The following is a 13,767-nucleotide window of genomic DNA, read 5'->3' as shown; positions in this document are numbered from 1 at the left end:
CGGCCGGAGAGGGTGACGCCATGCGCGTCGTACTGCCTGCTGCCCTGGCGGCCACCCTGCTCCTCTCCGCCTGCTCCACGGCCCACGAGGACGACGGGCCGGAGGTTGCCGCGCCAGAGGTCGAGGACCTCGAGACGGCCTGGCAGGTCGACGTCGAGGGCCTCTACCGCGACGCCGACACCGGTCGCGGCGACGGCATCTGGGTCGGCACCGACCGGGTCGCCCTGATCACGACCGACAGCGTCACCGTCCTCGACACAGCCGACGGTACGACGACCGGCACGATCGACCTCCCCGGACAGGTCTGCGCCGTCGCACCCGACGTCAACGCCGACGGCATCGGCGTCGTGGTCGTCGGCCGCCGGGCCCGGGGCGGCGGGGCGCCCTGCAACGCGGCCCGCGCAGTCGCCGTCGACCTCGCCGACGCCACGACGCTGTGGACCAGGCCGGTGCGGGAGCGGGTCTACCTCGGTTCCATCGGCGTGGGCGAGAAGACCGTGGCCGTCGCCGATGCCGGCGCCGGCGCCCAACGGCTGCGGCTCAGCGACGGCAAGCGGCTGCCGGACGTCGCAGGCACCAAGTCGTCAGCCAACGGCGCGACCATCGTCGCGGCAGGCGACGACTACACCTCCCTCGCGGTCCACGACCAGGACTCCGGCCGGCTGCTCACCACGGTCACCGTGCCCGACGTGTACGACGTCGCGGAGATCCTTCCCGGCGCCGAGCCCCCCGTCGTCGCCGTCAACGGTCCGGACGGCTTCGCCCTCGTGGACCTCGCAGGACGCGAGCCCCGTCCGGTCGGCCGCGCCATCGACAGCAGCTATCCACGCTTCGAGCGGGTGACGAGCCTCGAGGGCACCGCCGTCCTCCAGTACGGCAAGTCCTCCGTCGTCGGTCGGTGGAACCCCGACACCCGCACCCTCGACACGATCCCGGCCCTCGACGAGGGCGAGAGCCTCGTCGGTGCGTACGACGGCCGGCTGGTCACCACCATCTCCTCCGGCAACCCGCTCGCACCGGGCGCCGTGGTCCGGCTGGTCGACCCGGCGGATCCCGCGGACCCGCTCGTCCTCGGCACCGTCCCGGAGTCGATCAGCAGCTTCTTCGGAACCGCGACCTCAGCGGTCGCCGGCGACCTGCTGATCGGCGAGGTCGAGGGAGGCGTGGCCGCCTTCCGCCTGCCCGGCGACGGCACCCCGACCAGCCGGTTCGTCGCGGCCGCTCCGGAGGGTGAGGTCACCGCACGCGAGACGGCCGACCTGTGCACGGGCGTCGCGCCGCACTCGCTGGGGATCCTCGGCTACCGGGAGACGGAAGGAGTTCCGGCCACCTGCACCTTCTCGCACCAGGCCGCCGACAGCCGCGGCGACTTCATCCTCCAGGTCAACGCCTACGCGCTCCAGGCCGGGGACGGGAAGACGGCCGACGAGATCGCGCACGCGACCTTCGCCAACACCGCCGAAGGCGACACCGCGCAGGACGTCGAGCCGTTCGATCCGGTCCCCGGCCTCGGTGACGAGGCGGCGATCGGGGCCGGCATGCGCATCCTCGTGGTCCGCGTCGACAACGCCGTGGTGCACCTCCACCTGAACGACCTGAGCGGCGGCCCGCGCAAGCCGGGGGTGCGTCGCGCGGCCCTGGAGGCGATCGCCCGCGACCTGCTCGCCGAGCTCGAGCGCCGCCGGGGCTGAGCCGCGCGGCGGGGCCGGGTCAGCCGACGAGCACGCCCAGCGGCAGGTCGCCGCACGGGATGAGCGCGCCGCGCTGCTCCGGCGCGATCAGCCGCCCGGTCGGCACCCGCGGGTCGGCGGACAGCACGACCCGGAAGGACTGGTTGACGACGGCAGCGCCCGCCTCGCGCACCGCTCCCAGCAGGAGCGACTCGAAGGTGTCGAGGAGGGTGTCCGCACCGACGACGCCGACGATGCGCCCGTCGACCTCCACCGGGACGGTCGTGGTGAGCATGTACTCGTCGCTGCAGACGTAGTCGACGAACGGGCCGGTGACGTGGGCGCGACCCGTCTCGACGGGCGTGCGGTACCACTCCACCCGGCTGTAGTCGACGGGGTCGCCCGAGCCGGAGACGGTCGACTGGGCGAGCAGCTGCTGCTCCTCGCCCTGCCACCAGGCCAGGTAGAGGTGGTGGTCGGCGAGGAAGCCGGGCGCCGCGACGAAGCCGCCACCGAAGAGGGGGAGCCCGGCCAGCAGGTCACGGGTGAGTGGGTGCGCCGCGGCGACGAGGTCGGCCGCGAGCAGCGGCGTACGACGGCAGACGTCCTCGAGCCCGCTGCGGACGACGTCGAGCGCCTCGATCACGCCCTGGAAGTAGGCCTCGACCTCGCGCGCGCAGGCGAGCGCCGCCGGCGACGCGGACCCGCTCGCCCCCTCGATCACCATCGACCCCATGGACACATCCCTTCCGGGGTCCAGCACGGCTGCACCCCCACGGCTACGGAACGGCACGGGCTGCGCGCCTGTCAAGGAGCCCGTCGCGCCGGTGGACCTCATCGGTAGCTCGCGTGCAGCACGGCGAGCTCGTCGACCGCGCGGTCCAGCTGGCGTCGTACGGCCTTGCGGGCGGCGTCGCCGTCGTGGGCGCGCAACGCGGTGAAGAGCTCCTCGTGGCAGGTGCGGGTGAAGGCCTGGAACTCCGGATCACCCAGCGGCTGCCGCAGCAGGGCGCCGAAGTCGGCCTCCAGGCCGACGACCTGACGGGTCATCCGGGCGGACTGGCTCAGCGCGGCGAGGGTCAGGTGGAGCTCCGCGTCGGCATGGCGCCAGTGGCCGGGGTCCGCGTCTCCGGCCTCCGGGAGCAGGGACGCGAGCAGGTCGACGTCGGCGGCGTCGGCGTACTCGGCGGCGAGCTCGGCGCAGCCGGCGAGGACCACCAGGTGCAGGGTGCCGCGGTCGTGCAGCTCCACGCGGGACATCGCGGCCAGCCGGGCCGCCTGGGCGTCGGGGTCGTGAAGCTTGGCACGGGTGACATAGCTGCCACCGTTGCGCCCGCGCACGGTGCTGATCAGGCCCTGGGCGCGCAGCGAGACGAGCGCCTCGCGGGCGGTCACGGTCGCGACGCCGAGCATCGCGGCCAGCTCCGACTCGCTCGGCAGTCGCTCGCCGTCGCGGAGCACGCCGGAGCGGATCGCGTCCGCCAGCCGCTGCTCGACGCGCACCGCGCGGCCGACGTCCTCGAGGGGCGCGAAGATCGCGCCGCGCGTGCGGGTGCCGTGGCGCGGGCTGGACGTCGAGGTCATCCGTCCCCTCCCTGGCACTGGTCCGACGGTCCGGACGCTGCTCGGCCGGACACGGAAACGTTACAGAGCAGACTCTAGACATATAACCTCTGGGATCATATGTTTTCGGTGTGACCCAAGCCACCACACCTCCGGCCGACCTCCCGGCAGAGGCCACCGCAGGAGCCGAGGACGCGGTCCCGGCCATCCGGCTGCGCGGCCTCGTCAAGCACTTCGGTGACGTCGCCGCGGTCGACGGCGTCGACCTCGACATCGCCGACGGCGAGTTCTTCTCGATGCTCGGCCCGTCGGGCTCCGGCAAGACGACGGTGCTGCGCCTGATCGCCGGGTTCGAGTCGGCCACCGCCGGCACCGTCGAGCTCGGCGGCACCGACGTCACGAAGGCCGCCCCCTTCGAGCGCGACGTGCACACCGTCTTCCAGGACTACGCGCTCTTCCCGCACATGAGCGTCCTCGACAACGTCGCCTACGGCCTCCGGGTCCGGGGGATGGGTCGCAGCCAGCGCCGCGAGCGGGCCCAGCAGGCGCTCGAGACGGTGCGCCTGGGCCACCTCGGCTCCCGCCGGCCCAGCCAGCTCTCCGGCGGCCAGCGCCAGCGCGTCGCGCTCGCCCGGGCGATCGTCCTCCAGCCGCGCGTCCTCCTGCTCGACGAGCCGCTCGGCGCGCTCGACCTCAAGCTGCGCGAGCAGATGCAGGTCGAGCTCAAGCAGCTCCAGCGCGAACTCGGCATCACCTTCGTGTTCGTCACCCACGACCAGGAGGAGGCGCTGACCCTCAGCGACCGGATCGCCGTCTTCGACGCGGGCCGGATCCAGCAGCTGGGCACGCCGCAGGAGATCTACGAGCAGCCGGCCTCGGCGTACGTCGCCGGCTTCGTCGGTACGACGAACCTCCTCGACGCGGCCACGTCCCAGCAGCTCCTCGGCGTCGACGCCGAGCACGCCGTGCGCCCCGAGCGCCTCCGGCTCTCGCCCGCCGCCGAGATGGAGAAGGCCGGGCCCGGCGAGGTCCGCCTCTCCGCGGTCGTCACGGAGACCATCTACCTCGGCGTCGGCAACCGGGTGCACCTGCGCACGGACGACGGCCTGGAGCTGGTCGCCCTCGAGCAGTCCACCGGCTCCCTCGACGACAGCGACCACCGCGGCGACCACGTCACGGTCCGCTTCGCACGGGCCGACGCCGTCGCCCTCGCCGCGGCCCCCTGATCCCCCATCAGCAGAACCCGCACCACCATCCCTCGAAAGAAAGCGGAGCTCTCTCATGAAATCCACCTTCCGGCGCGGCCGCGTGGCCATCGCCTGCCTGACCCTGGTGTCGGTCTCGGCACTGTCCGCGTGTGGCAGCAGCGACGACGACAAGAAGACCGACGCGGTCGAGAAGCTCGGCGACTTCGAGGGCAAGGTCTCGATCCTCGCCTGGCCCGGCTACGTCGAGGACGGCACCAACGACCCGAACGTCGACTGGGTGTCCGCCTTCGAGAAGAAGACCGGCTGCGAGGTCACCAGCAAGGCCTACGGCACCTCCGACGAGGCGCTGAACCTCGCCAAGACCGGTGACTACGACGTGATCGCCGCCTCCGGCGACCTGTCGCTGCGCCTGATCGCCTCCGACGAGGCGCAGGCCATCAACACCGACCTCGTGCCGAACTACGAGAACGTCTACGACTTCCTCAAGGACACCGAGTGGAACTCGGTGGACGGCAAGAACTACGGCGTCCCGCACGGCTACGGCGCCAACCTGCTGATGTTCAACAAGAAGAACGTCTCCGACACCAGCTCGTGGGGCGCGGTCTTCGAGAAGGACCAGCTCGAGAAGAACAAGGGCAAGGTGACGGCGTACGACTCGCCGATCTACATCGCCGACGCCGCGCTGTACCTGATGAAGACCCAGCCCGACCTGGGCATCACCAACCCGTACGCGCTCGACGAGGACCAGCTCGCCGCGGCCGTCGACCTGCTCAAGGTGCAGCGCCAGTACGTCGGTGAGTACTGGTCGGACTACCTCAAGGAGATCCAGGCCTTCGAGACCGGCGACTCGGTGGTCGGCACCACCTGGCAGGTCATCAAGAACAACATCAAGAACAAGGACGTCGACGTCACGCTGCCCAAGGAGGGCGCCACCGCGTGGAACGACACCTGGATGCTGTCCTCGCAGGCGAAGAGCCCCAACTGCGCCTACGCGTGGATGGACTACATCCTCAGCCCGGAGGCCAACGCGCAGGCGACGGAGTACTTCGGCGAGGCGCCGAACAGCCCGCAGGCCTGCGAGAAGACCACCGACCCGAAGCACTGCGAGACCTTCCACGCCGGTGACCAGGAGTACGCCAAGCAGCTGTGGTTCTGGCGCACCCCGGTCAAGGAGTGCCTCGACGGACGCACCGACGTCCAGTGCACCGACTACGCCCAGTGGACGCAGGCCTGGACGGAGATCAAGGGCTAACGATGTCGACCTCGTCGATCACGCCCGACCAGGCGCCGGCCCCCGCCCTGCGGGGGCCGGCCGCCCGGCCGGTCTCCCGGTTCCTGCACCGCTGGGTGTGGGTGCGCCTGTCCCTCCTGCTGTCCGCGCCGCTCGCGTGGATGCTGCTCGTGTACGTCGTGGCGCTGGCCGCGCTGCTGATCACGTCGCTGTGGTCGGTGGACAGCCTGAGCAGCGAGATCGACAAGACCTGGACGCTCGAGAACTTCCGCACCCTGTGGGAGAACGAGGTCTACCGGAAGGTCACGATCCGCACCGTCGGCGTGGCCGCCGCGGTCACCGTGGTCGACGTCGCGATCGCCCTGCCGATCGCCTTCTACATGGCGAAGGTCGCCACCCCGCGAGCCCGGCGGATGCTCGTCGTCGCGGTGCTCACCCCCCTGTGGGCGAGCTATCTCGTGAAGGTGTTCGCCTGGCGGGTCGTCCTGTCCGAGGGCGGCCTGGCCGAGTGGACCGGCCTCGGCACCCCCGGCTACGGGCTGACCGCCGTCGTCATCACCCAGTCCTACATCTGGCTGCCCTACGTGATCCTGCCGATCTTCGCGGCACTCGAGCGGGTCCCCGACTCGCTGCTCGAGGCGGCGGGCGACCTCGGCGCGCCATCCGGCATGGTGATGCGCTCGGTCGTGCTGCCGCTGCTGGTGCCGGGCATCGTCGCCGGCGCGATCTTCAGCTTCTCGCTGACGATGGGCGACTACATCACCGTCAACATCGTGGGCGGTGCCAGCCAGATGCTCGGCAACCTCGTCTTCGTCAACGCCGGTGCGGCCAACAACCTGCCGCTCGCCGCGGCCATCGCGATGATCCCGATCGTGGTGATGCTCGTGCTGCTGACGGCCATCCGTCGTACCGGAGCACTGGAGAACCTGTGATGGAGAGCGTCCGATGACCCTCAGCCCCCTGGCCCGCCGCCTGCTGGCGGCCCTCACGTTCGGTGTCCTCGCGCTGATCTACGTGCCGCTGCTGGTGGTCGTGGCCAACTCGCTCAACCCGAGCCAGTCGATGACCTGGCCGCTGGACGGCGTCACCCTCGAGTGGTGGCGCCGGGCGGCCCGGAGCGACGGCGCCCGTGAGGCGCTGCTGACCAGCCTGCAGGTCGGCGCCGTCGCGACGCTGATCGCACTCGTCCTCGGCACGCTGCTGGCGCTGGCCCTGCAGCGGTACTCCTTCTTCGGCAAGAACTCCGTCAACCTGCTGGTGATCCTGCCGATCGCGCTGCCCGGCGTGGTCACGGGTATCGCGCTCAACAACGGCTTCCGGACCATCCTCGGGGTGGACCTGTCGCTGTGGACGATCGTGATCGCGCACGCGACCTTCTGCATCGTCACCGTCTTCAACAACGTCCAGGCCCGCCTGCGGCGGATGGGCACCAGCCTCGAGGAGGCGTCGTCCGACCTCGGGGCGGGGGTCTTCATGACCTTCTGGCTGGTCACCCTGCCGCAGCTCCGCTCGGCCCTTCTCGCGGGTGGCATGCTGGCATTCGCGCTCAGCTTCGACGAGATCATCGTGACCACCTTCACGGCCGGCCAGGGCGCCAACACCCTGCCGATCTGGATCCTCAACAACATGTTCCGGCCCAACCAGGCGCCGGTGGTCAACGTGGTCGCGGTCGTGCTGATCGTGTTCTCGATCGTCCCGGTGTGGCTGGCCCAGCGCCTGTCCTCCGACGTCGAGGCCGCCCGCTGACCTGCCCCGCACCGCACCGCACCGACCACCGACGACCGCACCACCACCCCCAGGAGAACCCCGCATGACCGAGATCGAGTACGCCGTCCGCAACCCCGCCACGGGCGAGCTGGTCGAGACCTTCCCCACCGCCACCGACGCCGAGGTGCGTGCGGCGGTCGACGCCGCGGCGGCGGCGTACACGAGCTGGGGCCGGACGTCGACGGTCGCCGACCGGGCCGCGCTGATCCGCCGGGTCGCCGAGCTGCACCGCGAGCGCAGCGCCGAGCTGGCCGCGGCGATGGTCGAGGAGATGGGCAAGCCGCTCAGCGACGCCGAGGGCGAGGTCGACTTCTCGGCCTCGATCTACGAGTTCTACGCCGACAACGCCGAGCGCTTCCTCGCCGACGAGGAGATCCCGCTCGGCGAGGGCGAGGGCACCGCGGTCATCCGCCGGATGCCGGTCGGCGTGCTGCTCGGGATCATGCCGTGGAACTTCCCCGTCTACCAGATCGCCCGCTTCGCCGGCCCCAACCTCGCGACCGGCAACACGATCGTCCTCAAGCACGCCCCGCAGTGCCCGCGCTCCGCCGCGCTGCAGGAGCAGATCTTCAAGGACGCCGGCTTCCCCGAGGGCGCCTACGTCAACATCTACGCCACCAACGAGCAGATTGCGGACGTGATCGCCGACCCCCGCGTCCAGGGCGTCTCGCTCACCGGCTCCGAGCGCGCCGGTGCGGCCGTCGCCGAGATCGCCGGGCGCAACCTCAAGAAGGTCGTGCTCGAGCTCGGCGGCTCTGACCCGTTCATCGTGCTCTCGACCGACGACCTCGACGCCACCGTCGACGCCGCGGTGTTCGCGCGGATGGACAACGCCGGCCAGGTCTGCAACGGCGGCAAGCGCTTCATCGTCGCCGACGGCCTGTACGACGACTTCGTCGGCCGCTTCACCGAGAAGCTCCTCGCCGCCTCCGAGGGCTCCCCGCTGTCGTCGGTCACCGCGGCCGACAACCTCGACGCCCAGGTGGCGACGGCGGTCGCCGGCGGCGCCGAGCTGACCACCGCGGGCGAGCGCAAGGGTGCGTTCTACCCCAGCGGCGTGCTGTCGGGGATCACGACCGACAACCCGGCGTACCACCAGGAGCTGTTCGGCCCGGTCGCCATGGTGTTCCGTGCCGCCGACGAGGACGACGCCGTCCGGATCGCCAACGACACGCCCTACGGCCTGGGCTCCTACGTGTTCTCCAGCGACCCGGCCCAGGCCCAGCGGGTCGCCGAGCAGATCGAGGCCGGCATGGTCTTCGTCAACGGCGTCGGCCTGGACGCGGCCGAGCTGCCCTTCGGCGGCGTGAAGCGCTCCGGCTTCGGCCGCGAGCTGGGCCGCTTCGGCATGGAGGAGTTCGTCAACAAGAAGCTCATCCGCACCGTCTGACCCTGTCCGGGGCTCCTGATCTGCCACGCAACTACCGAATTCGTCGTCGATCCGCCGAGATCGCAGCGAATTCGGTAGTTGCGTCGCCGACTCCGGAACCCCGCAGCTCGCCCGATAGCCTGATCCCCATGCCCAGCGTGCGCCCGATCAGCCCGACCGAGCACCGCGACTACCTCGCCACGCTGCCGTCGGCGAGCTTCCTGCAGACCCCCGGCTGGGGGAAGGTGAAGTCCGAGTGGCGCAGCGAGTCGCTCGGGTGGTTCGACGACGAGGGGAAGCAGGTCGGCGTCGCCCTGGTGCTCTACCGCCAGCTGCCGAGGCTCAAGCGCTTCCTCGCCTACCTGCCCGAGGGGCCGGTGATCGACTGGGCGGACGACGACCTCGCCGCGTGGCTCGACCCGATGGTGGCGCACCTGAGGAAGCAGGGTGCGTTCGCCGTACGGATCGGCCCGCCGGTGGTGACCCGCCGCTGGACCACCGCGCAGGTCAAGGAGGGCATCGCCGACGCCGAGGTGCGGCTGCTCAGCCAGATCCCGCCGGCCGAGCGCAACCCCATCGGCGCGCGCACCGTCGCCCAGCTGCACGAGCTCGGCTGGCGCCACCAGGGTGTCGAGGGCGGCTTCGCCGCGGGCCAGCCGCAGTTCGTCTTCCAGGTCCCGCTCCGCCACGCCGACGGCACGCAGCGCACCGAGGACGAGGTCCTCAAGGGCATGAACCAGCTCTGGCGCCGCAACATCAAGAAGGCCGCCAAGGAAGGCGTCGAGGTCGCCACCGGCAGCCGCGAGGACCTCAAGGCCTTCCACGAGCTCTACGTGCACACCGCCGAGCGCGACCACTTCACCCCGCGTCCGCTGCGCTACTTCGAGACCATGTACGACGCCCTCCGCGCCGACGGCGAGGAGCGGTTCACGCTCTGGATGGGCCGGCACGAGGGCGACCTGGTCGCCTCGACGATCGCGATCCGGGTCGGCGAGCACGCGTGGTACTCCTACGGCGCCTCCTCCACCGAGAAGCGCGAGGTCCGCGGCTCCAACGCGGTGCAGTGGGCGATGATCCGCGACGCGATCGCCGCCGGCGCGGCGGTCTACGACCTGCGCGGCATCACCGAGACCCTCGACGCCGACGACCCGCACGTGGGGCTGATCCAGTTCAAGGTCGGAACCGGCGGCGAGGCGGTCGAGCACGCCGGCGAGTGGGACCTGCCGGTCAACCGTGCCCTCTACAAGGCCTTCCAGGTCTACCTGGCGCGGAGGGGCTGACATGAGCCTGTCGCTCACCGTCGACGGCCCGCGCTGGCGGACCCACCTCGAGTCGGTCGCCGACACCCACCCCGGCATCGTCCCGGTCGCCAAGGGCAACGGCTACGGCTTCACCCTGGGCCGCCTGGCCCGCAAGGCGCAGTGGCTCGCCGAGCGCGGCCACGACGTGCGTACCCTCGCCGTCGGCACCTACGACGAGCTCCCCGAGGTCGCGCAGCGCTGGCACGGCGACCTCCTCGTGCTCACCCCGTGGCGCCCGTGGGTGCCGCTCCCCGAGCCCGCGCTGTCCCGACGGCTCGTTCACACCGTCAGCCGCGTCGGCGACCTGCGCGACCTGCTGCACGCCGACCCGTCCGCCCGGATCGTGCTGGAGCGGATGACCTCGATGCGCCGCCACGGGATGGCCGCGCGTGAGCTGTGGGAGGCCGGCGAGCTGCTCCGCAAGCACCCCGGCGCCCGGATCGAGGGCCTCGCCCTCCACCTGCCGCTCGGCCAGGGCACCCACCTCGGCGAGGTCACCCGGCTGATGAACGACTTCGTCGCCGCCGAGGTCCCCGCCCACGGCGCCCCCGACGTGTGGGTCAGCCACCTCACCGACGCCGAGCTGGCCACCCTGCGCAGCCAGTACGGCGACTTCGGCTTCCGCCCCCGCATCGGCACCGGCCTCTGGCTCGGCGACCGGGGCGCCCTGCGGGTGACGGCGACGGTGCTCGACGTGCACCCCGTCGAGCGCGGCGACGCGTTCGGCTACCGCGGCCGCACCGCCCCGAAGTCCGGGCACGTGCTGGTCGTCAGCGGCGGCACCGCGCACGGCATCGGCCTCGAGGCGCCCACCGGCGACCAGTCGATGAAGGCACGCGCCGCGACCATCGCCCGCGGGGGCATGGACGCGGTCGGGTTCGTCCGCTCGCCGTACTCCATCGACGGCAAGCAGCGGCTCTTCGCCGAGCCGCCGCACATGCAGGCCTCGATGCTCTTCGTCCCGCACGGGGCGCGGGTGCCCGAGGTCGGCGAGGACGTCGACGTGCGGGTCCGCTACACCGCCACGACGTTCGACCGCATCACCGTCACGGCCTGAGTCTTCTCCACGACGACCTGTGGTGGGCTCCGCTCACGCCTGGTGTGAGCGGAACGCACCGCAAGCACGCTGCAGTCCGTTGTCCACAGGCGCCGGGGACGGGCGTGGCACGGGCGCCGCACCGCGTGGCACGGTCGACGGATGGCTGCTCGGGTCGACCTGGGGCACCCGGAGCTCGTGAGATTGCTGCGGGTGCAGTGCGGCGTGCTGACCCGCGCGCAGTTGATCGGCGCCGGAGCGAGCGAGGGTGACATCACTCGGATGCGGCGGCGCAAGGAGATCCGCCGCGTGCACGCCGGCGTGTACGTCGACCACACCGGACCACTGACCTACGAGCAGCGGGAGTGGGTCGCCGTCCTCGCCGCATGGCCGGCCGCGCTCTGCGGGGAGTCAGCGATCCCCGGCCGCCGCCCGCCGACCATCACCGTTGCCGTCGAACGCGGCCGCACGGTGCGCGTTCCGGCCGGCGTGGCGCTCCGCCGGGTCTCGGGCCTGGCCGGACGCCTGCGGCGAAGCACCCAGCCACCCCGGGTCCGCATCGAGCATGCGGTGATCGACCTGATGGTCCAGCACCTCGCGGGTGACGATGTCGCGGCCGCCTTCAGCGAGCTGGCGCGCACCTGCTTCGGCCGCCCTGACCTGCCGCGCACGATCCTCAGCAGCCTGGCCGAACGCCCGCGGGTCGCGCATCGCCGGATGATCGAGGCCCTGCTGGTGGACCTGCGCGACGGCGCGTGCTCCGTGCTCGAGCGCGGCTACCTCCACCACGTCGAGCGGCCCCATGGCCTGCCCACGGGCTCACGCCAGGTGGTGAGCAGGTCGACCGGCCGTCGTACGGTCATCGATGTGCGCTACGACGAGTTCGGGCTCATCGTCGAGCTGCACGGCCGTGCCTTCCACGACTCACCCGAGGCGTACGACGCGGACGCCGAGCGCGAACTGGCGGAGCGGGCGGTGGGCGGGTCCGAGTCCCTGCGCATCACCTACGGGCTGGTCTTCCGGACCGGCTGCCGCACGGCGGCGTGGATCGCGACCGTCCTCCAGCGGCTCGGTTGGGAGGGCACCCCTCGACGCTGTCCCCGGTGCCCGCCCGTGGTGCGCGCGGCGGCCTGAGCAAGCTTCGCGACGACCTCGGGTGCGCGTTGCTCACCTCAGGCGTGAGCAGGCCGCATCGCAAGCGCATGGACCCCGTCGAAGCCCACCTGCTCGCGCACCGGGTCGCGGTCGGGGCGGTACATGTCGCGCACGATCACCGCGGCCAGGTAGAGCTCGCCGAGCACGCGCACCGCGATGCCGACCCAGTAGAACCCGGCGTCGCCGCCGCCCGCGGGCGAGAGGTAGCCGCCGAGGTACCACCAGATCGTGCAGAAGTAGAGCACCTCGCTGGCCTGCCAGATGATCTGGTCGCGCCAGCGCGGGCGGGCGAGCACGGCCAGGGGCAGCAGCCACAGGACGTACTGCGGGGAGTAGACCTTGTTGACCAGCAGGAAGCCGACCACGATCAGGTAGCCGAGCTGGGCCAGCCGCGGCACCACGGCCTCGGGGCGGATGGTGCGCCCGGCGGTCATGCCGATCACGAACACCGCGGCGCACCAGGCGCCGAAGAGGATCCACGACCAGAGGTTGATCGTGTGCGCCGAGAACCCGACGTCGCCGGCCTGGTCGATGAGCATCCACACCGACCCGAGGTCGGCCGTGCGCTCGGCGTTGAAGCTCCAGAAGACCTTCCACTGCTCCTTGCCCAGCAGGTACGCCGGCGCGTTGGCCAGCAGCCACGCCACCGCGGCGCCGACGACCGCCAGGGCCAGGTCGCCCGGTCGGCGCCGGCGCAGGCAGATGACGAGCAGGCCGCCGAGCAGGAAGAGCGGGTAGAGCTTCGCGGCGGTGCCGAGACCGATCAGGATGCCGGTCAGCAGCGGCCGGTCGCGCGACCACGCCCACAGGGCGCCGGCCACCAGCGCGACGGGGATCAGGTCCCAGTTGATCAGGCCCGTGAGCAGCAGGGTCGGTGACAGCGCGAACGCCGCCGCGTCCCACGGTCGCACGGGGTGGGCCCGGGAGAGCAGCCACGTGGCGACGAGCGCCAGCGCAGCGAAGCCGAGGCCGTTGACCAGGAGGAAGATGGTCTGCTCCTGGTCGACCTCCGGGTCGTCGTACAGGTCGGAGACGGGGGCGCGGTAGCGCGCCTCGACGTCGGGGGAGCCGTTGAGCCAGTGCGTGATCCACGCCGTGCCCCACGCCCAGTAGGAGATCCCGACGGGGTACTCCATCACCTCGTAGCGCGCCCGGGTCTGCTCGTCGCCGGAGTAGGGCCATGCGTGCTCGGCCATGCCGCGCGGGACGTAGAGCGGCTTCAGGTCCGTGTAGCACATGTGGGAGTAGACCCAGTTCTGGTCCTTGCCCTCCGCGAGCGTGCACGGCGACTTCTGCACCAGCCCCAGCGCGAACGTGCAGGCCGTCAGGAGGAGCAGCACCCGCAGCGGCGTCCACCACCGGTGCGGCCGCGCGCGCTGGCCCATCGGACCGCCGACGACCTCGCTCAGGCCGGCGACGACCGGGTCGTCCAGGGTGGGGTGGACGTGCGGCGCGCGCTCGGTCACG

General features: G+C 71.7%; 12 protein-coding genes. 9 read left to right on the top strand and 3 right to left on the bottom strand.

Annotation, left to right across the window (positions count from 1 at the left end; all coding sequences use genetic code 11):
- The first annotated feature begins 20 nt into the window (after window positions 1–20).
- A complete protein-coding gene (locus AC2YHB_RS11750; protein ID WP_487353987.1) occupies window positions 21–1,691 on the top strand; it encodes a hypothetical protein in 1,671 nt (556 codons plus the stop codon).
- Window positions 1,692–1,710: 19 nt separating this feature from the next.
- Here the strand turns inward: AC2YHB_RS11750 and AC2YHB_RS11745 are convergent, their stop codons facing one another.
- Both AC2YHB_RS11745 and AC2YHB_RS11740 read right to left on the bottom strand, forming a co-directional pair.
- A complete protein-coding gene (locus tag AC2YHB_RS11745) occupies window positions 1,711–2,406 on the bottom strand; it encodes a cache domain-containing protein (protein WP_051932085.1) in 696 nt (231 codons plus the stop codon).
- Between the two features lie 98 nt (window positions 2,407–2,504).
- Window positions 2,505–3,254, bottom strand: coding sequence for a FadR/GntR family transcriptional regulator (locus AC2YHB_RS11740; RefSeq protein WP_036543902.1), 750 nt, complete (start codon window positions 3,252–3,254; stop codon window positions 2,505–2,507).
- 110 nt (window positions 3,255–3,364) lie between these two features.
- Between AC2YHB_RS11740 and AC2YHB_RS11735 the strand changes: the two genes are divergently transcribed.
- The 8 genes from AC2YHB_RS11735 to AC2YHB_RS11700 all read left to right on the top strand — a co-directional run bounded on the left by AC2YHB_RS11735 (window position 3,365) and on the right by AC2YHB_RS11700 (window position 12,279).
- The gene (locus AC2YHB_RS11735; protein WP_487353986.1) at window positions 3,365–4,459 is read left to right on the top strand and encodes an ABC transporter ATP-binding protein; all 1,095 of its coding nucleotides are present in this window, start codon (window positions 3,365–3,367) and stop codon (window positions 4,457–4,459) included.
- A 55-nt stretch (window positions 4,460–4,514) separates the two neighbouring features.
- A complete protein-coding gene (locus AC2YHB_RS11730; RefSeq protein ID WP_487353985.1) occupies window positions 4,515–5,693 on the top strand; it encodes an extracellular solute-binding protein in 1,179 nt (392 codons plus the stop codon).
- 2 nt (window positions 5,694–5,695) lie between these two features.
- Window positions 5,696–6,604: an ABC transporter permease gene (locus tag AC2YHB_RS11725; RefSeq protein WP_487353984.1), complete on the top strand. Its 909-nt coding sequence runs from the start codon at window positions 5,696–5,698 to the stop codon at window positions 6,602–6,604.
- 13 nt (window positions 6,605–6,617) lie between these two features.
- Window positions 6,618–7,418 carry an ABC transporter permease gene (locus tag AC2YHB_RS11720; RefSeq protein ID WP_036543900.1) on the top strand — a complete coding sequence of 267 codons (801 nt, stop codon included), beginning with the start codon at window positions 6,618–6,620 and terminating at the stop codon, window positions 7,416–7,418.
- Between the two features lie 64 nt (window positions 7,419–7,482).
- A complete protein-coding gene (locus tag AC2YHB_RS11715; protein WP_036543898.1) occupies window positions 7,483–8,829 on the top strand; it encodes an NAD-dependent succinate-semialdehyde dehydrogenase in 1,347 nt (448 codons plus the stop codon).
- Window positions 8,830–8,957: 128 nt separating this feature from the next.
- On the top strand, window positions 8,958–10,088 hold the full coding sequence (locus AC2YHB_RS11710; RefSeq protein ID WP_487353983.1) for a lipid II:glycine glycyltransferase FemX: 1,131 nt from the start codon (window positions 8,958–8,960) through the stop codon (window positions 10,086–10,088).
- Window position 10,089: 1 nt separating this feature from the next.
- Window positions 10,090–11,166, top strand: a complete 1,077-nt coding sequence (locus tag AC2YHB_RS11705) for an alanine racemase (RefSeq protein WP_487353982.1) — start codon at window positions 10,090–10,092, stop codon at window positions 11,164–11,166.
- 141 nt (window positions 11,167–11,307) lie between these two features.
- The gene (locus AC2YHB_RS11700; protein ID WP_487353981.1) at window positions 11,308–12,279 is read left to right on the top strand and encodes a hypothetical protein; all 972 of its coding nucleotides are present in this window, start codon (window positions 11,308–11,310) and stop codon (window positions 12,277–12,279) included.
- Window positions 12,280–12,317: 38 nt separating this feature from the next.
- Here the strand turns inward: AC2YHB_RS11700 and AC2YHB_RS11695 are convergent, their stop codons facing one another.
- Window positions 12,318–13,766, bottom strand: a complete 1,449-nt coding sequence (locus AC2YHB_RS11695) for a glycosyltransferase family 87 protein (RefSeq protein WP_487353980.1) — start codon at window positions 13,764–13,766, stop codon at window positions 12,318–12,320.
- Window position 13,767 lies beyond the last annotated feature (1 nt).

The organism is Nocardioides sp. SRI_004 (assembly GCF_057586415.1).
The sequence above is the reverse complement of the archived record's forward strand: the minus strand, read 5'-3'. Positions and strand labels throughout refer to the sequence as shown.

Coding starts and splice junctions, on each gene's coding strand:
- AC2YHB_RS11705 (WP_487353982.1), top strand. CDS start 10,090: ATGAGCCTGTCGCTCACCGTCGACGGCCCGCGCTGGCGGACCCACCTC.
- AC2YHB_RS11720 (WP_036543900.1), top strand. CDS start 6,618: ATGACCCTCAGCCCCCTGGCCCGCCGCCTGCTGGCGGCCCTCACGTTC.
- AC2YHB_RS11750 (WP_487353987.1), top strand. CDS start 21: ATGCGCGTCGTACTGCCTGCTGCCCTGGCGGCCACCCTGCTCCTCTCC.
- AC2YHB_RS11710 (WP_487353983.1), top strand. CDS start 8,958: ATGCCCAGCGTGCGCCCGATCAGCCCGACCGAGCACCGCGACTACCTC.
- AC2YHB_RS11725 (WP_487353984.1), top strand. CDS start 5,696: ATGTCGACCTCGTCGATCACGCCCGACCAGGCGCCGGCCCCCGCCCTG.
- AC2YHB_RS11740 (WP_036543902.1), bottom strand. CDS start 3,254: ATGACCTCGACGTCCAGCCCGCGCCACGGCACCCGCACGCGCGGCGCG.
- AC2YHB_RS11730 (WP_487353985.1), top strand. CDS start 4,515: ATGAAATCCACCTTCCGGCGCGGCCGCGTGGCCATCGCCTGCCTGACC.
- AC2YHB_RS11745 (WP_051932085.1), bottom strand. CDS start 2,406: ATGGGGTCGATGGTGATCGAGGGGGCGAGCGGGTCCGCGTCGCCGGCG.
- AC2YHB_RS11715 (WP_036543898.1), top strand. CDS start 7,483: ATGACCGAGATCGAGTACGCCGTCCGCAACCCCGCCACGGGCGAGCTG.
- AC2YHB_RS11700 (WP_487353981.1), top strand. CDS start 11,308: ATGGCTGCTCGGGTCGACCTGGGGCACCCGGAGCTCGTGAGATTGCTG.